The organism is Pseudomonas sp. NY15463 (assembly GCF_048068415.1).
In the GTDB taxonomy this organism is placed as follows: Bacteria; Pseudomonadota; Gammaproteobacteria; order Pseudomonadales; family Pseudomonadaceae; genus Aquipseudomonas; species Aquipseudomonas mosselii_C.
Map to the genome: position 1 here is coordinate 218,360 of NZ_JBLUQD010000003.1, position 23,122 is coordinate 241,481.

General features: G+C 63.5%; 24 protein-coding genes. 8 read left to right on the plus strand and 16 right to left on the minus strand.

The window, feature by feature from the left end:
* The first annotated feature begins 180 nt into the window (after positions 1–180).
* Together ACNFIC_RS08860 and ACNFIC_RS08865 are read left to right on the plus strand one after the other, a co-directional pair.
* Positions 181–477: an HU family DNA-binding protein gene (locus ACNFIC_RS08860; RefSeq protein WP_138220701.1), complete on the plus strand. Its 297-nt coding sequence runs from the start codon at positions 181–183 to the stop codon at positions 475–477.
* 141 nt (positions 478–618) lie between these two features.
* Positions 619–990: a helicase gene (locus ACNFIC_RS08865; protein WP_416780811.1), complete on the plus strand. Its 372-nt coding sequence runs from the start codon at positions 619–621 to the stop codon at positions 988–990.
* Between the two features lie 123 nt (positions 991–1,113).
* Here ACNFIC_RS08865 and ACNFIC_RS08870 read toward each other — a convergent pair whose 3' ends face one another.
* The 6 genes from ACNFIC_RS08870 to exbB form a co-directional block, all read right to left on the minus strand.
* Positions 1,114–2,517, minus strand: a complete 1,404-nt coding sequence (locus ACNFIC_RS08870; protein ID WP_138220699.1) for an HDOD domain-containing protein — start codon at positions 2,515–2,517, stop codon at positions 1,114–1,116.
* A gap of 78 nt (positions 2,518–2,595) precedes the next feature.
* Positions 2,596–4,674: an ATP-dependent DNA helicase RecG gene (gene recG, locus ACNFIC_RS08875; protein ID WP_416780813.1), complete on the minus strand. Its 2,079-nt coding sequence runs from the start codon at positions 4,672–4,674 to the stop codon at positions 2,596–2,598.
* Between the two features lie 3 nt (positions 4,675–4,677).
* Positions 4,678–5,604: a hydrogen peroxide-inducible genes activator gene (locus ACNFIC_RS08880; protein ID WP_138220697.1), complete on the minus strand. Its 927-nt coding sequence runs from the start codon at positions 5,602–5,604 to the stop codon at positions 4,678–4,680.
* 94 nt (positions 5,605–5,698) lie between these two features.
* Positions 5,699–6,433, minus strand: coding sequence for an energy transducer TonB (locus ACNFIC_RS08885; protein WP_138220696.1), 735 nt, complete (start codon positions 6,431–6,433; stop codon positions 5,699–5,701).
* Positions 6,430–6,858 carry a TonB system transport protein ExbD gene (exbD, locus tag ACNFIC_RS08890; RefSeq protein WP_138220695.1) on the minus strand — a complete coding sequence of 143 codons (429 nt, stop codon included), beginning with the start codon at positions 6,856–6,858 and terminating at the stop codon, positions 6,430–6,432. The genes ACNFIC_RS08885 and exbD overlap by 4 nt, the downstream gene beginning before the upstream one ends.
* Positions 6,859–6,861: 3 nt before the next feature.
* Positions 6,862–7,833, minus strand: a complete 972-nt coding sequence (gene exbB / locus ACNFIC_RS08895; RefSeq protein ID WP_416780816.1) for a tonB-system energizer ExbB — start codon at positions 7,831–7,833, stop codon at positions 6,862–6,864.
* A 190-nt stretch (positions 7,834–8,023) separates the two neighbouring features.
* Here exbB and ACNFIC_RS08900 point away from each other — a divergent pair, with 190 nt between their 5' ends.
* A complete protein-coding gene (locus ACNFIC_RS08900; protein WP_138220693.1) occupies positions 8,024–8,881 on the plus strand; it encodes an SDR family oxidoreductase in 858 nt (285 codons plus the stop codon).
* 63 nt (positions 8,882–8,944) lie between these two features.
* On the opposite strand, the gene ACNFIC_RS08905 is transcribed toward ACNFIC_RS08900, so the two are convergent.
* The 6 genes from ACNFIC_RS08905 to ACNFIC_RS08930 form a co-directional block, all read right to left on the minus strand.
* Positions 8,945–9,676: a hypothetical protein gene (locus tag ACNFIC_RS08905; RefSeq protein WP_138220692.1), complete on the minus strand. Its 732-nt coding sequence runs from the start codon at positions 9,674–9,676 to the stop codon at positions 8,945–8,947.
* A 66-nt stretch (positions 9,677–9,742) separates the two neighbouring features.
* On the minus strand, positions 9,743–10,123 hold the full coding sequence (locus tag ACNFIC_RS08910; RefSeq protein ID WP_138220691.1) for a RidA family protein: 381 nt from the start codon (positions 10,121–10,123) through the stop codon (positions 9,743–9,745).
* Positions 10,124–10,147: 24 nt separating this feature from the next.
* A complete protein-coding gene (gene spoT / locus ACNFIC_RS08915) occupies positions 10,148–12,256 on the minus strand; it encodes a bifunctional GTP diphosphokinase/guanosine-3',5'-bis pyrophosphate 3'-pyrophosphohydrolase (protein WP_138220690.1) in 2,109 nt (702 codons plus the stop codon).
* A 59-nt stretch (positions 12,257–12,315) separates the two neighbouring features.
* Entirely contained in the window at positions 12,316–12,579 is a 264-nt protein-coding gene (rpoZ, locus tag ACNFIC_RS08920; RefSeq protein WP_008091595.1) for a DNA-directed RNA polymerase subunit omega, read from the minus strand.
* Positions 12,580–12,808: 229 nt separating this feature from the next.
* Positions 12,809–13,681: a LysR family transcriptional regulator gene (locus ACNFIC_RS08925; protein WP_138220689.1), complete on the minus strand. Its 873-nt coding sequence runs from the start codon at positions 13,679–13,681 to the stop codon at positions 12,809–12,811.
* Positions 13,682–13,757: 76 nt separating this feature from the next.
* The gene (locus tag ACNFIC_RS08930) at positions 13,758–13,889 is read right to left on the minus strand and encodes a hypothetical protein (protein WP_276610868.1); all 132 of its coding nucleotides are present in this window, start codon (positions 13,887–13,889) and stop codon (positions 13,758–13,760) included.
* Between ACNFIC_RS08930 and ACNFIC_RS08935 the strand changes: the two genes are divergently transcribed.
* From ACNFIC_RS08935 to ACNFIC_RS08945, 3 genes are all read left to right on the plus strand, one after another.
* A complete protein-coding gene (locus ACNFIC_RS08935; protein ID WP_416780821.1) occupies positions 13,888–15,270 on the plus strand; it encodes a glutamine synthetase family protein in 1,383 nt (460 codons plus the stop codon). The two genes, ACNFIC_RS08930 and ACNFIC_RS08935, sit on opposite strands and share 2 nt — an antisense overlap.
* Before the next feature lie 4 nt (positions 15,271–15,274).
* Entirely contained in the window at positions 15,275–16,048 is a 774-nt protein-coding gene (locus ACNFIC_RS08940; protein ID WP_416780823.1) for a gamma-glutamyl-gamma-aminobutyrate hydrolase family protein, read from the plus strand.
* Positions 16,049–16,162: 114 nt separating this feature from the next.
* Positions 16,163–17,701, plus strand: a complete 1,539-nt coding sequence (locus ACNFIC_RS08945) for an APC family permease (RefSeq protein ID WP_138220686.1) — start codon at positions 16,163–16,165, stop codon at positions 17,699–17,701.
* Positions 17,702–18,021: 320 nt separating this feature from the next.
* Here ACNFIC_RS08945 and gmk read toward each other — a convergent pair whose 3' ends face one another.
* Both gmk and ACNFIC_RS08955 read right to left on the minus strand, forming a co-directional pair.
* Positions 18,022–18,642, minus strand: a complete 621-nt coding sequence (gmk, locus tag ACNFIC_RS08950) for a guanylate kinase (protein ID WP_416780825.1) — start codon at positions 18,640–18,642, stop codon at positions 18,022–18,024.
* Between the two features lie 12 nt (positions 18,643–18,654).
* Complete coding sequence (locus ACNFIC_RS08955) at positions 18,655–19,518, minus strand: YicC/YloC family endoribonuclease (protein WP_138220684.1); 864 nt, start codon at positions 19,516–19,518, stop codon at positions 18,655–18,657.
* A gap of 226 nt (positions 19,519–19,744) precedes the next feature.
* Between ACNFIC_RS08955 and rph the strand changes: the two genes are divergently transcribed.
* Positions 19,745–20,467 carry a ribonuclease PH gene (gene rph / locus ACNFIC_RS08960; protein ID WP_416780828.1) on the plus strand — a complete coding sequence of 241 codons (723 nt, stop codon included), beginning with the start codon at positions 19,745–19,747 and terminating at the stop codon, positions 20,465–20,467.
* Between the two features lie 64 nt (positions 20,468–20,531).
* Here the strand turns inward: rph and ACNFIC_RS08965 are convergent, their stop codons facing one another.
* Entirely contained in the window at positions 20,532–21,311 is a 780-nt protein-coding gene (locus ACNFIC_RS08965) for an exodeoxyribonuclease III (protein WP_138220682.1), read from the minus strand.
* Positions 21,312–21,391: 80 nt separating this feature from the next.
* Here ACNFIC_RS08965 and pyrE point away from each other — a divergent pair, with 80 nt between their 5' ends.
* A complete protein-coding gene (gene pyrE, locus ACNFIC_RS08970) occupies positions 21,392–22,033 on the plus strand; it encodes an orotate phosphoribosyltransferase (RefSeq protein WP_138220681.1) in 642 nt (213 codons plus the stop codon).
* A 167-nt stretch (positions 22,034–22,200) separates the two neighbouring features.
* On the opposite strand, the gene argB is transcribed toward pyrE, so the two are convergent.
* Positions 22,201–23,106 carry an acetylglutamate kinase gene (gene argB, locus ACNFIC_RS08975; protein ID WP_138220680.1) on the minus strand — a complete coding sequence of 302 codons (906 nt, stop codon included), beginning with the start codon at positions 23,104–23,106 and terminating at the stop codon, positions 22,201–22,203.
* Between the last annotated feature and the right edge of the window lie 16 nt (positions 23,107–23,122).

The window sequence follows — 23,122 nt, forward strand, 5'->3', positions numbered from 1 at the left end:
AGGCGTTCTGTCGGATTTATCCTGTTCTGACCGCGACAATGGCCGCAGAGGTACTGGCGCGCCCCTGGAGGGCGTGCCATTCTCACTGGCGTCTACCGCAGCCTAGAGCCTGCGGTGCCTTGAACGCTGCCCCCGGCAGCACGGCATAACAACAAGAAATCCCGTCAAAGAGGCTTCACTATGCGTAAACCAGAACTCGCCGCCGTTATCGCCGAAAAGGCTGATCTGACCAAGGAAAAGGCCAACCAGGTCCTGAACGCGATTCTCGACAGCATTACCGGCGCGCTCGACAAGGACACCGTGACCCTGGTGGGCTTCGGCACCTTCGAGAAGCGTCACCGTGGCGCTCGTACGGGCAAGAATCCGCAAACCGGGGAGCCCGTGAAGATCAAGGCCAGCAACACCGTTGCCTTCAAGCCCGGCAAGAACCTGCGTGACAGCGTCAACGCGCCGGCCAAGCCCGCCAAGAAGAAGTAACCCTCGGCCCCAACGGTCGGTTAAACGGGCGCCAGGAGGCGCCCGTTGCGTTTCTGGGGTGAAAATGAAGCGAACTTGCATAATGAGCCCGCTAAGCGGATAAACTGCGCCACTCAGTCATTTTTCAATCGAGGCGCGTTGATGAAGTTTCGCTTTCTTCTCTGGGCCATGGGGCTGCTGATGGCCAAGGCCAGCCGCAACAACCCGGCATTCCAGCAGCAACTGCAGGACAAGGATCTGGTGTTCCAGATGCAGACCTTGGACGGCAAGGTGGCCCGGCACTTCATCGTCAAGGATCAGCGCATCAGCAGCAAAGGCGGCGTGCATCCGCAGCCGGCGTTCGCCATCGCCTTCAAGGACGCGCCCTATGGCTTCGCCACCTTGCAAGCGCCGAACAAACAGCTGGCGTTCATGCAGGGTATTCAGGAGAAAAGCATCCAGATCAAGGGTAATCCGGCGCTGGTGATCTGGTTCCAGGGCCTGATGAAGTACCTGAAGCCGAAGAAGAAGTAGAAGCGACTCTATCTGAAAACCGGCTCGATCCCTGTAGCAGCGGCCTTGCCGGGGCGCCGGACCGGCCGGAAAGGGCTGCGCAGCAGCCCTAACAGGCTCAAGCCAGGCACAAAGGGATGCCCCTCAGTGCGGGCTCTGGAACTGCAAGGCCAGCTCACGCAGCAGCGCTTCGGCTTCCAGCACCTTGTTCACCACCTCTTCAGCCTTGTCTCGGGTCAGCCCCAGGCGGTCGAGCAGGGCGTCTGGAATCTCGTCCTGCGGGCCTGAGCCAATGCCGCGCGAGCGCAGCAGGCGTACCGACAGGCACACCAGGTTGGGATACGCCGCGTATTCGCCGTCGTAGGACGGATCGTGCTGGAAGCGCAAGGCCGTGGACAGCTCGTCCGGCATGTCCCACAGCTTCATCAGCCACGCGCCGATCTGCTCGCGGCTGATGCCCAGCAGGTGCTGTTCGATATAGCTGTGGCACAGGTGCGGGTTGACCTCCAGATGCCGGCAGATCAGCGAGAAATGCGGCGGGAACACGTGGGCCAACAGCAGGTAGCCAAAATTGTGCAGCAGACCGGCCAGGTAGGTGAGGCCCGCCTCGGGGCGCTCGGCGCGCGGCATGGCGCGAGTCAGGCCTTCGATCACGGCAGCGGTGTAGATCGACTGCTGCCAGTAGGGCGTCACCTGTTGCGGGTGATCCTTGGGCAGGCTCAGGGTCTTGCCCAGGGCCAGGCCCAGGGCGAGGTTGATCACCAGGTCGAAGCCCAGCACACGAACGATGGCATCTTCCACCGAGCGGATCTTGCCGGGCGAGGCGTAGTAGGGCGAAGCCGCCCAGCTGACGACCTGTGCGGCCAGGGCCGGGTCGGTCTCCACCACGCCGGTGATGTCGTCGGTGCTGGCGTTGGGGTCGACGCGTAGCTTGATGATCTTCTGCGCCGTGTCTGCCAGTGGCGGAATTTCGATGGTTTCCTCAAGGCGCTTCTGGATGCGTCGGGCGGTGAAGGCCTGGACCGCCTGCGTGATCTCCTTGGAGTCGTCGCCGGGACGATCGAGGTTGGGACGGATGCTGGTAACCTCCAGCCCAAAGCTGCTGGCGCTGGCCTTGGCGAGCATTTTCTTGAACGCGGTGTGGCCGATTTCCAGCAGCACGCCGGTTTCCCCGGACTGGATCAGTACGGTTTCGTTGTCGAGCAGGCTCTTTTCGTACTGGCATGGCGAGCTGGTCAGCGCCGGAATGGCGGGCAGGGTCTTGAGGTGGTGCTTGTCGAGCATCTGTTTCAGGCGCGCCAGTGGCACGGCAGTGAGCGTGCGACCGGTGAGTTCTTCGAGGCGCTTGAGGTCCAGCAACTGGCTCTGCGGGAACAGCACCATCAGGGCACCGATCTCGTCGTCGAGCAGCACCGCCTGCACCCGTGAAGCCGCCGGCAGTGCGAGATGCTCGGGCACCTCGCGATAGGCGACGCCGATTTTTTCGAGCAACAGCCGGATGACAGACGGTGCGTGTGGGGTTGCGGTGTCCAGGGCAACTTCAGTCATGGTCTGTATCCACTAATTCTTTTAAACGCGAAGTATAACCAGCCTGACCGGCAAGCTGGATCCATAATGGGACGGACGTCACACCTGGCCATATTGCTGCCCATGGCGCAACCACCGGTCGAGTAACGGGCTGACGTGGTCTGGCCAGCGCGCCATCAGCGCCTGAGCGGCATCGCGCACGGCGGGTAGCAGATCAGCGTCGCGCATCAGGTCGGCAACCTTGAACTGTAGTAGGCCGGTCTGTCGGGTCCCGAGCATCTCGCCGGGGCCACGCAATTCGAGGTCTTTCTCGGCAATCACGAAGCCGTCGTTGGTTTCCCGCATGATGCCCAGCCGCTCGCGACCGATCTGCGACAGCGGTGGGTGATACAGCAGGACGCAGTGACTCACCGCGCTGCCCCGGCCAACCCGGCCGCGCAGCTGGTGCAACTGGGCCAGGCCCAGACGCTCGGGGTTCTCGATGATCATCAGGCTGGCGTTGGGTACGTCCACGCCAACTTCGATCACCGTGGTGGCCACCAGCAGTTGCAGGTCGCCGGCCTTGAATTCGGCCATCACCGCGGCCTTTTCAGCAGGCTTCATGCGCCCGTGGATCAGCCCCACGCGCAGCTCGCCCAAGGCGCTGCCCAGCTCCTCGAAGGTGCTTTCAGCCGCTTGGCAGGTGAGTTCTTCGGACTCTTCGATCAGCGTGCACACCCAGTAGGCCTGGCGCCCTTCGGCGCAGGCCGCACGCACCCGCTCGACCACCTCGAAACGGCGGCTGTCGGCCACCAGCACGGTGTTCACCGGGGTGCGGCCAGGGGGCAGTTCGTCGAGGATGGAGGTGTCGAGGTCGGCATAGGCGCTCATGGCCAGGGTACGCGGGATCGGCGTGGCGGTCATGATCAGCTGGTGCGGGCACAGCTGGCCCATCACGCCTTTCTTGCGCAGGGCCAGGCGTTGCTGTACGCCGAAACGGTGCTGTTCGTCGATGATCGCCAAGGCCAGGTGCTTGAACTGCACTTCATCCTGGAACAGCGCATGGGTGCCGACCACCATCGGTGCGCCGCCGGCGATGTGTTCCAGGGCGCTGGCGCGGGCCTTGCCCTTGAGCTTGCCGGCCAGCCAGGCGACTTCGATGCCCAGCGGTTCGAGCCAGCGCTTGAAAGTGAGGTAATGCTGCTCGGCGAGGATTTCTGTGGGCGCCATCAGCGCGACCTGATAGCCGGCCTCCAAGGCCTGTAGCGCGGCCAGCGCGGCGACCACGGTCTTGCCGGCGCCCACATCGCCTTGTACCAGGCGCATCATCGGCGCGGGCTGGCTGAGGTCGTAGGCGATCTCGTTGCCAACGCGCTGTTGGGCGCCGGTCGGGTTGAAGCCAAGGTTGGCCAGGTACTGGGCCGGCAGGCGCGTGGCCTTGGGCAGTACCGGCGCGCGCAGTGCGCGCTGGCTTTCGCGCAGGCGTTGCTGCGACAGCTGGTGGGTCAGCAGTTCCTCGAAGGCCAGGCGATGCTGGGCCCAGTGCTGGCCTTCGGCAAGCTCGTCGAGATCGGCGTCGGCAGGCGGGTTGTGCAGGTAGCGGATGGCATCGCTCAGTGGCGCCAGCTGGTAGTCGCGTGCCAGTTGGTCCGGCAGCCAGTCGGGCAGGCTGCTTGGGCCGAGCATGCCCAGGCTCTGCTGGCACAACAGGCGCAGGCGCTGCTGGGTGAGGCCTTCGGTGCTGGGGTAGATGGGCGTCAGGGTTTGCTCGACCGGCGGTGCTGGCTCATCGCCATTGAGCGCGCGGTACTCGGGGTGGTAGATCTCAAGCCCAGAGGCGCCGGGGCGCGCCTCGCCATAGCAGCGCAGGTGCGTGCCGCGCTTGAGGCCTTCCTTCTGCGCATTGCTGAAGTGGTAGAAGCGCAGGCTTAGCACGCCCGTGCCATCGCCCAGGCGCACCACCAGGCTGCGGCGCTTGCCCATGGTCACGTCAGCGCCGCTGACGACCCCTTCGATCACTGCGTCCTGCCCTGGGCGTAACTGACCGATGGGCACCACGCGGGTGCGGTCTTGATAGCGCAAGGGCAGGTGGAACAGCAGGTCTTGCAGGTTCTCCAGACCCACCTTGGCGAGTTTTTCCGCCATGGCGTCGCCAACGCCCTTGAGCGCGGTGACCGGGACGTTCGACAGCTCGGTCATGGCTCAGGCCGATTGTTCCACAGGCGGCTTGGCCACCGAGCAGAGGCGGATCGAGTCGGCAAGGATCTCGATGGCTTTCGGTCGTGGGAAGCTAGCACGCCAGGCGATGGCGACGGTGCGGAATGGCGCGGGTGCGGTCAGCGGACGCACTTCGATCACGCCCGGCGCATAGTGGTGGCTATGTACCGCCGACAGCGGCAGGATCGAAACCCCAAGCCCCGAGGCGACCATGTGGCGAATGGTTTCCAGCGAACTGGATTCGACCGTGGTGTGCTTGGCGCCTTCGCCCCCTTTGTTCAGGGTCGGGCAGGCTTCCAGGACCTGGTCGCGGAAGCAGTGGCCTTCACCGAGCAGCAGCAGGCTCTTGTCGTTGAGCAGGGCGGTGTCGATGGTCTGCTTCGCGGTCCAGGGGTGGTCGGCTGGCATCAGGGCGCAGAACGGCTCGTCGTACAGCGGCAGGGTCAGCACGTCGGCCTCGTTGAACGGCAAGGCGATGATCACGGCGTCCAGCTCGCCATTGCGCAGTTTTTCGCGCAGCACGTGAGTGAAGTTCTCTTCGATGTACAACGGCATCTGCGGCGCCACGCGGTGCAGTTGCGGAATCAGGTGCGGGAATAGGTAGGGGCCGACGGTGTAGATGGCCCCGACCTTGAGCGGCGCGGTGAGCTGGTTCTTGCCAGCCTGGGCCAATTCACGGATGCCTTGGGCTTGCTCCAGGACCTTTTGTGCCTGGGCGACGATGCTCTCGCCGACCGGGGTCAGGCGCACCGCGCTCTTGCTGCGCTCGAAAATCAATACGCCGAGTTCGTCCTCGAGCTTCTTCACCCCGACCGACAGGGTAGGCTGGCTGACGTGGCAGCGCTCGGCGGCGTGGCCGAAGTGCTGCTCCTGGGCGAGGGTGACGATGTAGCGAAGTTCGGTGAGGGTCATAACGTGCGTCCATGAAGTTGCGGCCCCAGCATAGCGGCTGCAATCGATAGACGCACGTTATCAGACTTGCCGTTGTGTGACAGAAACAAAAAATCTAGCGTCGGTCCAGCGAGTACACGAACGGCGCGACCACTTCGATGGTGCCGTTGTTCAGCAGCTCTGCTGGTGGCTTGGGTACCGTGCCTGCGCGACGGATCATCTCCAGCGTGGCGCGGTCCAGCGCGGCACTGCCCGAGCCCCCTGCCAGCGAGTACGAGACGACCTTGCCTTCGGCGTCGACCACGAAACGCAGGCGGTTGATGCCTTGCAGTCCGCGACGGCGTGCATCCTCGGGGTACTTCTTGTACTTGGCCAGGTGGCGCAACAGGTCGCTCTGCCAGGTGGGCAGGGCATTGCTGTTGGACGCGATGCTCGGCTGCGGCGCGGCCGATTTCTGCGGCGGCGTGGTGCTGGGCGGCGTGTCGGCCACGTCCTGCTCGACCGGCGGTTCATCCTTGGGCGGCTCAGGCTTTTTTTCAGGCTTGGGCGGCTGTGGCTTGGCCTTGGGCTTGGGCGGTTTGGGGATGGCGATCTTCGGTTTCGGGGCTTCCACCAGTTTTGGCAGTGGCGGCTCCTCGACCGGGGTCGGCGGGCGCGGGGCGACCTTCGGCGGCGGCGGTGGTGCGGGCTCGGGCAACGGTGCCAGCTCGACCATCATCGCTGCTGGCGGCAGTTCGATGGCTTGCGGCACCGACCAGTTGAGCGTCAGCAGCACGGCGACCACGTGCACACCCAGCACGAGTGCCAGGCTGCCACCGTAGCGCGCCACGTTTGAGCGCGTTTTCGTCATTTCTTGGCTGCCGTCTCGAGTCCGACCAGACCGACTTTCAGGTAGCCGGCCGCACGCAGGGTGTTCATCACTTCCATCAGGTCGCCATAGTCGACGCCCTTGTCAGCCTGGAAGAAGATGGTGGTTTCCTTGTCACCCTTGGTCTTGGCGTCGAGCAAGGCGCCAATCTGTTCGGGCTGGGCCACTTCATCGTCACCGACGTAGAGCTTCTTGTCGGCTTTTACGCTGACGAACACCGGCTTTTCCGGTCTCGGCGCAGGTTTCGCGGTGGAGGCCGGCAGGTCGACCTTGATGTCGACCGTGGCCAGCGGCGCTGCGACCATGAAGATGATCAGCAGCACCAGCATGACGTCGATGAACGGCGTGACGTTGATTTCGTGGTTTTCGGCGAGGTCGTCGCCACCTTCGTTGAGATGCAGGCCCATGGTTTACCCCACTTTCACCATATGCGGGGCGGCGCGCTCGCTGCCTTGGTGGTCCAGGTCACGGCTGACCAGGAGCAGGACTTGTGCCGACGCATCGGAAACCTGCGCCTTGTAGCCTGCGATGGAGCGGGCGAAGACGTTGTAGATGACCACGGCCGGAATCGCGGCAACCAGGCCCAGTGCGGTGGCCAGCAGGGCTTCGGCGATACCTGGGGCGACTACGGCCAGGTTGGTGGTCTGGGTTTTGGCGATGCCGATGAAGCTGTTCATGATGCCCCATACGGTGCCGAACAGACCGACGAACGGCGCGGTGGAACCGATGGTGGCCAGCACCCCGGTGCCGCTGCTCATGGTGCGACCGCTGGCGTGAACCAGGCGCTCCAGGCGGAAGCTGACGCGCTCCTTGATACCTTCTTTCTCGCGGGCGTTGGCCGACAGGCGCATCTCTTCGAGCGCGTCGTGCACCAAGGTATGGGCGAGGGTGCCTTGTTGTTGGGTAGCTTCGCTGGCTTCCTTGAGGTTTACCGAGCGCTTCAAGGCTACCAGCTCGCCGCGCAGGCGACGCTTGGCGCCCATCAGTTCGAAGCCTTTGGCGATCCAGATGGTCCAAGTGATGATCGACGCGATGGCCAGGCCGATCATCACGGCTTTCACCACGATGTCAGCGTTCTGGTACATGCCCCAGGGGGACAGGTCATGGGCCATGCCCAGCGAGGTGTCCTCGACCGTTGCCTGCACAGCTTCGCCAGCAGTTGCCTGGCCCTGTACTGGAGCGGCTGCATCGGCTGGCGCTGCGAGCGGGGCCTGGCCTTCGGCAGGGGCTGCCGGGGCGCTGGCTGCGGCCGGGGCTGCGGCGTGGTTGGCGGGCTCATCGGCCATAGCCACAGGTGCCAGTACCAGGCTGAACATCAGCGCGGCGATGGCGCGCCAGGCGCGTGACGTGGTTGGCGAAGCGGAAGAGGGAGTACGTGTCATGCTGGCCGGACCTGATGAAGAAGTAGGTGGAGTTCTCCGCGGCCTCGATACAGGCCGAGAACAGACAAGGCCGCCATTATTGCAAGTAATTCTTGTTAACAAAAGTAATGAGATTGCTTTTTTTGTCATTGGTATGGCCGTTGATCGCTTGGCGCTATAGCCTGCGGCTATTAAGAAGAGGAGGAATCGCATGTCAGGTCTTTCAGCTTTGATCGTAGGCTGTGGGGATGTAGGTGGCCGTTTGGCGCGCCAGCTACTGGCCGAGGGATGGCAGGTCAGCGGCCTGCGGCGCTCCGTCCAGCATCTGCCCACAGGCGTGCGACCCATCGCAGCTGACTTGTCCGACCGGCGTATACCTGCCGACTGGCCTGAGCGGGCGCCTGACTACGTGGTGTACTGCGTGGCTGCCAGCCAGCATGACGAGGCCGGTTACCAGGCCGCCTACGTCGAGGGTTTGCGGCATGTGCTGGGTTGGCTCGAACGCAGTGGGCAGTCGCCGCGCCGGTTGTTGTTCGTCTCCAGCAGCAGCGTGTTTGGCCAGAAGCACGGCGAGTGGGTCGATGAGACTTCCGAGGCAACCCCCGAGGGCTATTCCGGCAGGATCATGCTGGCGGCTGAGCGTTTGGCGCTGGACAGTGGCCTGCCTGCGAGCATCGTGCGTCTGACCGGCATCTATGGTCCAGGGCGCGAATGGCTGCTGAGCCAAGTACGTCAGGGCTATCGTGTGGCTGAAGAGCCGCCGCTGTACGGTAATCGCATTCACGCCGAGGACGCTGCCGGCCTGTTGGCCTTTTTGCTCAAGGCCGATGCCGACGGCGTTGCCTTGCAAGAGTGCTACCTCGGTGTCGATGACGACCCGGCGCCGCTGGCGCAGGTGGTGGCGTGGCTACGCGAGTACCTGGGGGTTACCGAGTGGTCGGATGAGCAGCGCGTGCGGCGCACCGGCAGCAAGCGCTGCAGCAATGCGCGGATGCGTGGGCTGGGCTGGGTGCCGCAATACCCTAGTTATAAAGAAGGTTACGCTGCGATCCTGGAGGGGCGTAGCTGAGGTTGTCCGGCTTTGTCGCGGGGCCGGTCGCATCGGTTCATCCATACGACCGGCCGAGCGTCTTCAATCTTTCTCCAGCACCCACTGCCGCGCGCCGGCAGCCAGCTGTGGCATTTCATCGGGCTGCGCGCGGTTCACGGCCTGGAAGATCTCCAGGGTGTCGCCGTCGCGCTTGAAGATCCATGGCGCGCCCAGTTGGTTGCGCTCCAGCCATAGGCTGTCGTTGCCATCACCCATGCTCGCGCAGTCGCCGGCCAGGCACAGGGCGAAGCGGTCCGGGCCCGGCAGGCCGGTGACGACACCGTTGTCGCTGAAGCGCACCCGTGCGCCTTTGCCTGGCCCTTCGGTGATTGTCCAGTCACCGCCCAGGTAGGCGTTGTACAGCGCCTTCTCGAAGCTGCTACCCAGTGCTGCGCTGGCGCTTGCCGGTAGCGTGGCGCGGGTGAAGGTCTGTTGGTGGCCCGAAGGATCGGTGGCTTGCAGTTGATCGCCATCGAGTTTGAGCTGTTCGCTCTGGCCACCTTCGAAGTCTACCTGCCAGTTCTGTTGGTTGGCGGTCAGGCGCCCGTCTACGGCTTCGAAGCCATTGCTGAAGCTGGCTTGCTGGTTCTTGACGTCGACCTTCCATTCGAACACCGGCCCGTGATCGCTCAAGGCCTGGCGCAGGCTGATGCCCTTGGCGGCGGCGTCGATGGCGTCCTGGTTGATCCAGGTGCCGTTGAAGTCTTCGGGTTTATGGCTGGCGCAGCCGCCCAGGAGCAGGGCTGCCAGCACGAGTGACAATGTATGGCGCATGGGAATGACCTTGGTGCGGGAGGCGGCGGAGAGGGGGTGACGGGCAGGCGCCCGTCACCGAAGGCGTCACTCGAGGACCAGGATAGCGTCCATTTCGACTTGAGCACCCTTGGGCAGCGCGGCCACACCGATGGCGGCGCGGGCTGGGTAAGGTTGCTCGAAATAGCGGCCCATCACTTCGTTGACTTTGGCGAAGTGGCTCAAGTCGGTGAGGAAGATGTTCAGCTTGACGATGTCCTTGAACGAGCCGCCAGCGGCTTCGGCTACCGATTTCAGGTTCTCGAACACCTGCACGGTCTGGGCTTCGAAGCCTTCGACCAGTTCCATGGTGTTCGGGTCCAGCGGGATCTGGCCCGACATGTACACCGTATTGCCGGCCTTGATCGCTTGCGAGTAGGTGCCAATAGCGGCAGGGGCCTTGTCGCTGTTGATGACGGTCTTGCTCATGAATGACTCCTTGCGGTGGGCGGACTACGCACGCATCCGGGTGATGCGGACCACGCCGGTCAAGGTGCGCAGTTTCTTGATCACGCGAGCCAGGTGCACGCGGTCGTGCACGCTGACCACCAGTTGGACCACGCTGATACGGCCGTCGCGTTCGTCCATGCTGATCTTCTCGATGTTGCCGTCGGCGGCGTTCACGCTGCTGGCCAGCAGGGCGATCAGGCCGCGCTGGTGTTCCAGCTCGACCCGCAGTTCGACGTTGAACTCGCCAGTGACGTCCTTGGCCCAGGAAAGCTGTAGGCATTTTTCTGGGTTGTGGCGGATTTCACTGATGTTGCGGCAGTCTTCCAGGTGCACGACCATGCCCTTGCCCGCCGACAGGTGGCCGACGATGGGGTCGCCCGGGATCGGGGTGCAGCACTTGGCGTAGCTCAGTACCAGGCCTTCGGTGCCGCGAATCGCCAGCGGCCCTTCCGGCGCTGGCAGTTGCTCGCCTTCGGCTGACAGCAAGCGGCGGGCGACCACATAGGCCATGCGGTTGCCCAGGCCGATGTCTTCGAGCAGGTCCTCGATCAGTTCCAGGCGGTACTCGTCGAGAATCGGCTGGATGCGTTCCGGGGGGATCTTCTCCAGGCTGCTGTCGAAGCCGGTGAGCACTTTGTTCAGCAAGCGCTCGCCCAGGCTGATGGACTCGGACCGACGCTGCTGCTTGAGGGCGTGGCGGATATGCGTGCGCGCTTTGCCGGTGACCACGAAGTTGAGCCATGCCGGGTTTGGCCGGGCCCCGGGGGCGCTGACGATTTCGACCGTGGAGCCGCTTTGCAGCGGTTCGGACAGCGGTGCCAGGCGGCGGTTGATGCGGCAGGCGATGCAGCTGTTGCCGACGTCGGTGTGCACCGCGTAGGCGAAGTCGACAGCGGTGGAGCCTTTGGGCAGCTCCATGATCCGGCCTTTGGGGGTGAAGACGTAGACCTCGTCCGGGAACAGGTCGATCTTCACGCTCTCGATGAATTCCAGCGAGTTACCGGCGCGCTGTTGCAGTTCGAGGATGCCCTTGACCCACTGGCGTGCGCGGGCGTGGCTGCCCTTGGGCTGCTCTTGCTCGTTGGACTTGTACAGCCAGTGCGCGGCGATGCCGTTGTTGGCCATCTCTTCCATTTCGCGGGTGCGGATCTGGATTTCGATGGGTACCCCGTGCATGCCGAACAGCGTGGTGTGCAACGACTGATAGCCGTTGGCCTTGGGGATCGCGATGTAGTCCTTGAAGCGCCCCGGCAGCGGCTTGTACAGGTTGTGCACGGCGCCGAGCACGCGGTAGCAGGTGTCGACCTTGTCGACGACGATGCGGAAGGCGTACACGTCCATGATCTCGGTGAAAGCGCGGCGCTTGCCGCGCATCTTCTTGTAGATGCCATAGAGGTGTTTCTGCCGACCGCTGACCTCGCCTTCGATACCGTCGGCGGCCAGGCAATTAGCCAGCGAGGTCTCGATCTTGGCGACGATCTCCTTGCGGTTGCCGCGCGCGGCCTTGACGGCTCGATGGATCAGCGACGAACGCATCGGGTGCATGGCCTTGAAGCCCAGGTCCTCGAACTCCACGCGTACGGTGTGCATCCCCAGGCGATTGGCGATGGGGGCGTAGATTTCGAGGGTTTCCTTGGCGATGCGTCGGCGTTTTTCGCCGGACAGCACTTCAAGGGTGCGCATGTTGTGCAGGCGGTCGGCGAGCTTGACCAGGATCACGCGGATATCGCGTGCCATGGCCATGGCCATCTTCTGGAAGTTTTCGGCTTGCGCCTCGGCCTTGGTCTCGAAGTTCATCTGGGTCAGTTTGCTGACCCCGTCGACCAGCTCGGCGACGGTTTCGCCGAACTGCTGGCTCAAGGCTTCCTTGGCGATGCCGGTGTCTTCGATGACGTCGTGCAGCATGGCTGCCATCAGGCTCTGATGGTCCATGTGCATGTCGGCGAGGATGCAGGCAACGGCCAGCGGATGCGTGACGTACGGCTCGCCACTGCGGCGGCGTTGCCCGTCGTGCGCCTGTTCGGCGTAGAAGTAGGCGCGGCGGACCAGGTTGACCTGCTCCGGGCCCAGATAGGTCGACAGCCGTTCGGCGAGGGCTTCTATACCCGGCATGGTTTCACCTCTTGCCGTTGAAGAGGACCTTGCGCCGCGCGACGTCGACCGGGCATCAATCAGACAGCCTCGTTGTTCTCGTCCTCGAATGCGGCGAACACCGGATCCTCGGTGACGATCTCTTCGGCGGCGATGAATTCAGGGGTGACGATACCTTCGGCGATTTCGCGCAGGGCAACGACGGTTGGTTTGTCGTTTTCCCATGCAACGCGCGGTTCTTTGCCGCCGGTCGCCAGCTGACGGGCGCGCTTGGTCGAGAGCATGACCAGCTCGAAGCGGTTATCCACGTGTTCCAGGCAGTCTTCAACAGTTACGCGGGCCATGGTCTTCCTCAGTAGCAAATGCGGTGGGCGTGCAGCCCTGTACGGGCAGGCGGACTCGATAGTTTAAAAAATCACCAGCCAATAGGGAAGGACTGTTTTATCAAGTACGTCTCCAGGGTGTACGGCAACCTGCAACGTGAGCGTGGGCTTGCCGCGCAAAACGCCGGAACAGACAGCCTCAGTACATGGGCCTGACGATAACGCCTGGAACCCCGCAAACACAACCACCTCACAGCATCGCGTCACGCAATCGCGGCGTCAGTTCCTCGAACAGTGTCTGTACCGACCGCAAGGCTCGGCAATCGGGCCGGGTCAGCAGCCACAGCTGCGTGTCGCAGCCCGGCAGCGGGCCGCTGAGCGCCTCGACGCCCGGCAGGGCGTGCACCATGTAGTCGGGCAGCGCCGCCACACCGAGACCTGTGCTCACCAGCTGGGCGATGGTCGACATGCCGCTGCACTGGTAGCGCGGCACCAGCCCTGGGTGTTGCTGGTTGCGCCAGACTACGGTGGCGTGGTCCTGCATGGAGTCGTCCGGGGCGATCCACGGCACGCTGGTGGCCGAGGCGTCGAGGCGTTCGCGCAGTTCGGGGCGGCCGCAGATCACATAGCTGGTCGAGCCCAGGCAGCGGCCTACCAAGTGCTCCGGTGGCGTGTTGGTCAGGCGCAGGGCGATGTCTGCGTCGCGCCGGCTGAGGTTGGCGAAGGTGTTGGAGGTGCCCATTTCCAGCGACAGCGCCGGGTAGTTGGGCATGAACTGCGCCAGCGCGGGCAGCAGCAGGCTATGCAGTACGGCTTCGGTGCAGGTCAGGCGTACGGTGCCGCTGACCACTTGTTCGCCGCTGGTCAGGGCGATACGCGCGGCATCCAGGGCCTGCTCGGCGCGTTCGGCCTGCTCGGCCAGGGCCTGGGCGGTGTCGGTGGGCAGGTAGCCCTTGCGGCTCTTGACGAACAACGCGGTGCCCAGCGCCGATTCCAGGCGGCGGATCGAGCGGAACACCGTGGAAACGTCCACTTTGAGCAATTCGGCAGCCTTTGCCAGGGACCGGCCGCGTTCCAGGGCCAGGACCAGTGCAAGGTCCGTATGATTGATCTGATATTGCATCGATGCACGCTCTGCTTGCCGAAATGCCAATGTCTGTTGCGTTGGGGCCATTTTATAGTGAAACGGCCCCCGGGAATCAATCCAGCCGGTCGGCAACCAGCCCCCCACGATGGGCTCGTGAAAACAACAACAGCAGCACCATCGTCGCCTGCCAAGGCGTCATCCGCAGCTCCACATCGCCGCTCCGAATCAAAGGATGTACAGCCATGACGTCGGTCTCCCCGTGCGCCCGTTCTTCCCGCGAGATGAATCAATTCCTGGAAGCCCACCCGGACACGCAGTACGTTGACCTGCTGATCTCCGACATGAACGGTGTAGTGCGCGGCAAGCGCATCGAGCGTGCCAGCCTGCACAAGGTCTACGAGAAAGGCATCAACCTGCCGGCCTCGCTGTTCGCCCTGGACATCAACGGCTCCACCGTCGAGAGTACCGGGCTCGGCCTGGACATCGGCGATGCCGATCGCATCTGCTACCCGATCCCCGGCACCCTGGCCGACGAGCCGTGGCAGAAGCGCCCGACCGCGCAGTTGCTGATGACCATGCACGAGATCGAAGGCCAGCCGTTCTTCGCCGATCCGCGTGAGGTGCTGCGCCAGGTGGTGGACAAGTTCGATGCCCTGGGCCTGGATATCTGCGCCGCGTTCGAGCTGGAGTTCTACCTGATCGACCAGGACAACCTCAACGGCCGTCCGCAGCCGCCGCGCTCGCCGATCTCGGGCAAGCGCCCGCAGTCGACCCAGGTGTACCTGATCGACGACCTCGACGAATACGCCGACTGCCTGCAAGACATGCTCGAAGCCGCCAAGGAGCAAGGCATCCCGGCCGATGCCATCGTCAAGGAAAGCGCCCCGGCGCAGTTCGAGGTGAACCTGCACCATGTCGCCGATCCGCTCAAGGCCTGCGACTACGCCATCCTGCTCAAACGCCTGATCAAGAACATCGCCTACGACCATGAGATGGACACCACCTTCATGGCCAAGCCCTACCCGGGCCAGGCGGGTAACGGACTGCATGTGCACATATCGCTGCTGGACAAGAAAACCGGCAAGAACATCTTCGCTAGCGACGATCCGCTGAAAAGCGACACCCTGCGCCACGCCATCGGCGGTGTGCTGGAAACCATGCCGGCATCCATGGCCTTCCTTTGTCCGAACATCAACTCCTACCGCCGCTTTGGCGCGCAGTTCTATGTGCCCAACGCGCCAAGCTGGGGTCTGGATAATCGCACCGTGGCCTTGCGCGTGCCGACCGACAGCCGCGAGAACGTGCGTATCGAGCATCGCGTGGCGGGCGCCGACGCCAACCCATACCTGATGCTCGCGGCGATCCTCGCCGGCATCCATCATGGCCTGACCCAGAAGATCGAGCCGGGTCAGCCGATCGAAGGCAACTCTTACGAGCAACTGGAGCAGAGCCTGCCGAACAACTTGCGCGACGCGCTGCGTGCGCTGGACGACAGCGAAGTGCTCAACCAATACATCAGCCCGGACTACATCGATATCTTCGTGGCCTGCAAAGAGAGCGAGCTGGCCGAGTTCGAAGTGTCGATCTCCGACCTCGAATACAACTGGTACCTGCACACGGTATAAGCCCATGAGCGCAATTGCGGTCCCCTTGATCGGTGTTAGCGCCTGCCGTCAGCAGGTGGGCAAGAACGCGTCACATACGGTGGGCGACAAGTATGTCGAGGCCGCAGGCTTCGCCGGATTGCCACTGATCCTGCCGGCCCGCGACGGTGGCAGCGACAGCCAGGCGCTGCTGGCCCCGTTGGACGGTATCCTGTTCACCGGCTCGCCTTCCAATGTCGAGCCGCATCATTACAATGGCGCGCCCAGCGCCGAAGGCACCCGCCACGACTTGGCGCGTGACCGCCTGACCTTGCCGTTGCTGCGTGCGGCCATTGCCGCCGGCGTGCCGGTGTTGTGTATCTGCCGGGGCTTCCAGGAACTTAACGTGGCTCTGGGCGGTAGCCTGTACCCGCGTGTGCACGAGCTGCCTGGCTACCTGGACCACCGTGAACCGCCGGACGCCGCGCTTGAGGTGCAATACGGCCCACGGCACCCGGTAGCGGTGGCCTCGGGTGGGTTGTTCGAGCGCTTGGGCTTGCCTGCGCAGTTCGAGGTCAATTCCCTGCACGCGCAGGGCATCGACCGCCTGGCTCCGGGCCTGCGGGTCGAGGCGCGTGCCCCGGATGGTCTGATTGAGGCGGTGTCGATGCCGGATGCGCCGGGCTTCGTGCTTGGCGTGCAGTGGCACCCCGAATGGCGTTTCGCCGACAACCCGGTTTCGCTGCGCCTGTTCGAGGCGTTCCGCGAGGCCTGCATTGCCCATGCTGCACGGGAAGGTAAGCGTCGCAGATCCTGCTGACGTGCGCCGAAGGTCTGGGATGACCGTGCCCCCCACCACGAGCTTTCAATGAGTGAAAGCGGGCCCTCTACGGCGGGCCTGTGAGAACAATTCCAATAGTGACGGCACAGACTCATGAACGATTACACAGACGCCGGCCGCCCACCCGATGCGGCCGACTCGGACACCACTCAGCGCAGCAAAGGTCTGGCCAAGGGCCGGCTGGGGCTGCTGGCCAGCGTGGTGCTTGGCATTTCCACTATCGCGCCGGTCTACACCCTGACCGGTGCACTCGGCCCGACCGTTCGCGAAGTCGGCGCCCATCTGCCTGCGGTATTCATCGTTGGCTTCCTGCCGATGCTGCTGGTGGCGCTGGGTTATCGCGAGTTGAACTCCGCGGAACCTGACAGCGGCACCTCCTTTACTTGGTCGGCCCGTGCCTTCGGTCCGATGATCGGTTGGATCGGCGGCTGGGGGCTGGTGGTCGCCACCACCATCGTGCTGTCGAATCTGGCGGGGGTGGCGGTCGACTTCTTCTACCTGTTCCTCGCCCAGATCACCGGCAACCACGAGCTGGCGGCCCTGGCCGACAACCTGATGGTCAACATCAGCACCTGTTGCGTGTTCATCGCCCTGGCGGTGTGGATCTGCTGCCGGGGCATGGCGACCACCATGACCGTACAGTACGGTCTGGTGGCGTTGCAGCTTCTGGTGCTGATCGGCTTTGCCTTCGCGGCTTTTCGCGAGACCACCGCACCGCCACCGTTGGCCTTCGATCTGGCCTGGTTCAACCCGTTCGGCGTCGAGTCGTTCTCGGCGTTCGCAGCCGGCCTTTCACTGTCGATCTTCATTTTCTGGGGATGGGATGTGTGCCTGACCGTCAGCGAAGAGTCGGTCGGCAGTGATGAGGTGCCAGGCAAGGCTGCCACCTGGACCGTGCTGCTGATTCTCGGCCTGTACCTGGTCACCGCTATTGCGACCTTGCAGTTCGCCGGGATCAGCGAAGAGGGCCTGGGCCTGAACAACCCGCGTATCCAGGAGAATGTCTTCGCCCACCTGGCCGGGCCGGTGATGGGGCCGCTGGCGATCCTGATGTCCATCGCGGTGCTGGCCAGCACGGCAGCGTCGTTGCAGTCGACCTTCGTCTCGCCGGCGCGCACGCTGCTGGCCATGGGGTATTACGGCGCCGTGCCGCAGCGCTTTGCCAAGGTTTGTCCGCGCTCGCAGACGCCGCGCTACGCGACCATTTGCGCCGGGGTTGCCGCAGGGTTGTTCTATGTGACCATGCGTACCCTGAGCGAGAACGTGCTGGCTGACACCATCACCGCGCTGGGGATGATGATCTGCTTCTACTATTCGCTGACCGCGTTCGCCTGCGTGTGGTACTTCCGCCACAGCCTGTTCGACAGCCTGCGCCACTTCTTCATGCGCGGCCTGTGCCCGTTGGTGGGTGGGCTGATCCTGTCGGTGATTTTCGTACGCACGGCCATCGACAGCGCCTCGCCGGACTTTGGCAGTGGCTCGCATGTGGCGGGGCTTGGGCTGGTGTTCGTGATCGCGGTGATCATCTCTGCGTTGGGCATCGTGCTGATGATGCTCTCGCGGCTGCGCCTGCCGGCGTATTTCCTGGGGGCAACGCTGCGTCAGCAGGCCACGATCCAGTTGCAGGAATAATGAGTGGGGCCGCTTTGCGGCCCTTTTCGACCGGTCCGGCGCCCCGGCAAGGCCGCTACGTGCAACGCTGGATTCAGGCTTTGCGCAATCCTGTGGGAGCGGGTTTACCGGAGTGCCGGACCACCGCGAAGAAGGCAGCGCGGTGGATGGCACCGGCTACGCCGGTGTTCGCGGGGCAAGCCCGCTCCCACAGGGTACGCGGAGCGCTTGCGAAATCAGTTCTCTGCGCGACAGCGCAGCCCAAAGGGCTGGGTGATCTCCTACAGGTGCAGCGTTGGATTCAGGCTTTGCACAATCCTGTGGGAGCGGAAAGGGCCTCTTCAGCCGATCAGCTGTTTGAGCAACTCACCATGCCGCGCCTGCTGCTGCTTCAGTCGCAGGCGATTCGAGGTGAACACCGCCTTCATCTCTTCCAGTGCCACGGCGAATTCATCGTTGATGATGAGGTAGTCGTACTCGTCGTAGTGCACCATCTCGCTGACGGCTTCCTTCATGCGTCCGGCGATGATCTCCTCGCTGTCCTGGCCACGGCCGTCCAGGCGTTGGCGCAGGGCTTGCTGGCTCGGTGGCAGGATGAATACCGACACCGCTTCAGGCATCAGCTTGCGTACCTGCTGGGCGCCTTGCCAGTCGATTTCCAGGATCAGGTCATTGCCCTTGTCCAGCACTTGCTGGATCGAGCTGCGCGATGTCCCATAGAAGTTACCGAACACTTCGGCATGCTCCAGGAAGTCGTTCTTGGCGATCAGCGCCTTGAACGTGTCGTGGCTGACGAAGTGGTAGTTCACTCCGTTTTCTTCGCCCGGGCGCTTGTTGCGGGTGGTGTGCGAGACCGAGACGCTGACGCGTGGGTCGTCCTTGATCAGCGCTGTGACCAGGCTGGTCTTGCCAGCGCCAGAGGGGGCCGAGACGATGTAGAGGGTGCCGCTGCTGTGGTTCATGGTGGGGTGGCCTTACTCGATGTTCTGTACTTGTTCACGCATTTGCTCGATCAACACCTTCAGGTTGACCGCCGCTTGCGTGCTGCGTGGGTCGAAGGCCTTGGAGCCCAAGGTGTTGGCTTCGCGGTTGAGTTCCTGCATCAGGAAGTCCAGGCGCCGACCGGCAGCACCGCCGGACTTGAGTACCCGGCGTACTTCACCGACGTGGGTGCTAAGGCGGTCCAGTTCTTCGGCGACGTCGCTTTTCTGGGCCAGCAGCACCATCTCCTGCTCCAGACGTTGCGGGTCGAGTTCGGCCTGCATGTCGCCGAAGCGGTCGAGGATTTTCTGGCGCTGCGCGGCGAGCATCTGCGGCACCAGGGCGCGCAAGGTGGTGACCTCGTGGGCCATGCTGTCCAAGCGTTCGTTGATCAACCTGGCAAGCTCCGCGCCTTCGCGCTGGCGGCCGGCCTTGAGTTCGGTCAGGGCGTGGTCGAACAGGGCAAGGGCTTCGGCGTTGAGGGCCTGCGGGTCGCTGGCGTCGGCCACCAGTACGCCTGGCCAGGCCAGCACCTCCAGGGGGTTGAGCGGTGCTGGCTGCTTGATCAGGCTGGCCACGGTTTCGGCGGCGGCGACCAGCTGCGCGGCGCGCTCGCGATCGACCTGCAACGGCTTGCCGGTGCTGTCTTCGGACAGGCGCAGGGTGCACTCGACCTTGCCGCGTGACAGGCCTTGGCGCAGGCCCTCGCGCACCGCGCCTTCGAGGTCGCGCAGGGCCTCGGGCAGGCGCAGGTGAGGTTCCAGGTAGCGGTGGTTGACCGAGCGCAGTTCCCAGACCAGGGTGCCCTGGCTGCCGGCGCGTTCGGCGCGGGCGAAGGCGGTCATGCTGTGCACCATGGGGAGTACCTCGCGTAATCGGATGAACGGGGGAGCCTGTCGGCTGCAAGGCGCAGGATTGTAGCGCAGTGCGGCCCGGGCGCCCAATCCGCCCATGCTACAGGTGCGGGTCTGTTGGATGGGAAAAGTCGACAGGCTGCGCCGCGCTCGACGATAGGCATGTCTTCGAGAGGCGTCGGGCTCTATAATGCTGGGCAGATTCAAAGTCCCGGTACAGGTATCCCAGATGAAACGTCCAAGTGGTCGCGCCGCCGATCAGCTCCGCTCGATCCGCATTACCCGCAACTACACCAAGCACGCCGAGGGGGCGGTACTGGTCGAGTTCGGTGACACCAAGGTCATCTGCACGGTCAGCGTCGAAAATGGTGTTCCCCGCTTCCTCAAGGGCCAGGGTCAAGGCTGGCTGACGGCTGAATACGGCATGCTGCCGCGCTCCACTGGCGAGCGTAACCAGCGTGAGGCCAGCCGTGGCAAGCAGGGTGGTCGCACCCTGGAAATCCAGCGCCTGATCGGCCGTTCGCTGCGTGCGGCACTCGACATGAGCAAGCTCGGCGATATCACCCTTTACGTCGACTGCGACGTGATCCAGGCCGACGGCGGTACGCGTACCGCGTCGATCACCGGTGCCATGGTCGCCCTGTGCGATGCGCTGACGGTCATCAAGAAGCGTGGCGGCCTGAAGGGCGGCAACCCACTCAAGCACATGATCGCCGCGGTATCGGTGGGCATGTACCAGGGCGAGGCGGTGCTGGACCTCGACTACCTCGAAGACTCCGCTGCCGAGACCGACCTCAACGTGGTCATGACCAGCGCCGGTGGTTTCATCGAAGTACAGGGCACCGCCGAAGGCGCGCCGTTCCAGCCTGAAGACTTCAACGCCATGCTGGCGCTGGCGCAGAAGGGCATGACCGAGATCTTCGAACTGCAACAGGCGGCACTGGCCGACTGATCGCTGTTTCGCAGCCACAAAAAAGCCGACCTTGGAAGGTCGGCTTTTTTGTGGCTGGTGTTCCTCAGATGGTGAGGGTCCAGTCGTAGTCCACGATCAGCGGCGCGTGGCGCGAGAAGCGTGGCTGGCGCGGCAGGCGGGCGTTGCGCACGAAACGGCGCAGGCCTGGCGTCAGGATCTGGTAGTCGAACCGGTAGCCCAGGTTGAGCATCTCGGCCTGTTCGTTATCCGGCCACCAGCTGTACTGGTCGCCCTCACGGCTGACTTCGCGCAGCGCATCGACGTAGCCCATGTCGCCGGTAATAGCGTCCATCCAGGCCCGCTCCGGTGGCAAGAAGCCCACCGACTGCTGGCTGTCGCGCCAGTTCTTGATGTCGAGCTTCTGCTGCGCCACGTAGAACGAGCCGCAATAGATGTACTCACGGCGCTTGCGACGTTGCTTGTCCAGGTACTTGGCGAAGTCGTCCATCAACTTGAATTTCTGGTTCAAGTCTTCATCGCCGTTCATGCCCGAGGGCAGGAGCAGCGTGGCAATACTTACCTTGTCGAAATCTGCTTGCAGGTAACGCCCGTAGCGGTCGGCTGTCTCGATGCCCAGGCCGGTGATGACTGCCTTGGGCTGCATGCGCGAGTAAAGTGCCACGCCACCTTGGGTGGGCACCTCCGCATCGCAGGCGTAAAGGAAATAGCCATCGAGCTGGAAAGCTGGGTCGTCGAGTTCAAAGGCCGAGGCGCGGGTATCCTGAAGACAGATGACGTCGGCATTCTGGGCTTGCAGCCAGCTGAGCAATCCACGCTCGGCCGCAGCCTGAATGCCATTCACGTTCACACTGATGATCCGCATAAATGGCCCCAAAAATCTCGTGCGTGTATGATACCCGAGCTCAACACATTTAGCTAAATCCGTGGTGTCCGGGACCTTTCATGCAGCCGTATCAGCGCGACTTCATCCGTTTTGCCATCGATCGCGGCGTTCTGCGCTTCGGTGAGTTCACCCTGAAATCGGGGCGTACCAGCCCGTACTTCTTCAATGCCGGCCTGTTCAATACAGGGTCTGCGTTGGCACAGCTGGGGCGTTGCTACGCTGCGGCCATCGTCGACAGCAAGATCCCGTTCGACGTGCTGTTCGGCCCAGCCTACAAGGGCATCCCGTTGGCGGCGGCTACCGCGGTGGCCCTGGCTGAGCAGCATCAGCTGGACGTGCCATGGTGCTTCAACCGCAAAGAGGCCAAGGCCCACGGCGAAGGTGGCAGCCTGGTCGGCGCCCCGCTGGCCGGTGACGTGCTGATCATCGACGACGTGATCACCGCCGGTACCGCCATCCGCGAAGTGATGCAGATCATCAATGCCCAGCAGGCCAAGGCCGCTGGCGTATTGATTGCGTTGAACCGCGAAGAGCGCGGCAATGGCGAGCTGTCTGCGATCCAGGAAGTCGAGCGCGACTTCGGTATCCCGGTGGTGAGCATCGTCTCGCTGACGCAAGTGCTGGAGTTCCTGGCCGACGATCCGCAGCTCAAGCAGCACCTGCCAGCGGTCGAGGCATATCGCGCCCAGTACGGGATCTGATGGCGCTTGTGCAATGAAAAAGGCGACCTTCAAGGTCGCCTTTTTCATTGCTGCTGTCTTACTCGGTGTAAGGGTCTTCTAACGCATCACCTTGGCCCGTCACGATCTTTCAGCCGCACAGGGTACGTGCTGCGTTCAAGGCAGACGCCGTACCCGTGGACGCACGATCAGTGACGCTTACGGTTGGTGATCAAGGTGCCCACGCCGCTGTCGGTGAAGATCTCCAGCAGCACGGCGTTCGGTACGCGACCGTCGATGATGTGCGAGCTGTTCACGCCGCCCTGGACTGCCTCCAGTGCGCATTTGATCTTCGGCAGCATGCCGCCGTAGATGGTGCCGTCAGCGATCAGGCTATTGACCTGCTCGGTGGTCAGGCCGGTCAGCACTTGGCCCTGCTTGTCCATCAGGCCGGCGATGTTGGTCAGCAGCATCAGCTTCTCGGCTTTCAGTGCTTCGGCTACCTTGCCTGCGACCAGGTCGGCGTTGATGTTGTACGACTCACCATTGGCGCCCACGCCGATTGGCGCGATCACCGGGATGAAGTCACCTTTGACCAGCATGTTCAGCAAGTCGGTATTGACGCTCTCGACCTCGCCGACATGGCCGATGTCGATGATTTCCGGCTGGGTCATCTCAGGGGTCTGACGGCTGACGGTGAGCTTGCGCGCACGGATCAACTCGGCGTCCTTGCCGGTCAGGCCGATGGCGCTGCCGCCGTGGCGGTTGATCAGGTTGACGATATCCTTGTTGACCTGGCCACCCAGCACCATCTCCACCACGTCCATGGTCGCCGAGTCGGTGACGCGCATGCCGTCGATGAAGTGGCTTTCGATCGACAGACGCTTGAGCAGGTCGCCGATCTGCGGGCCGCCACCGTGCACGACCACCGGGTTGATGCCCACGGCTTTCATCAGCACGATGTCACGGGCAAAGCCGGTCTTGAGCTCTTCGCTCTCCATCGCGTTGCCGCCGTACTTGATCACCAGGGTCTTGCCGACGAAACGGCGGATGTAAGGCAGTGCTTCGGACAAAACCTCGGCTACATGGGAAGCGGCATCGCGATCGAGGGTCATGCAGGGCTCCAGGTAA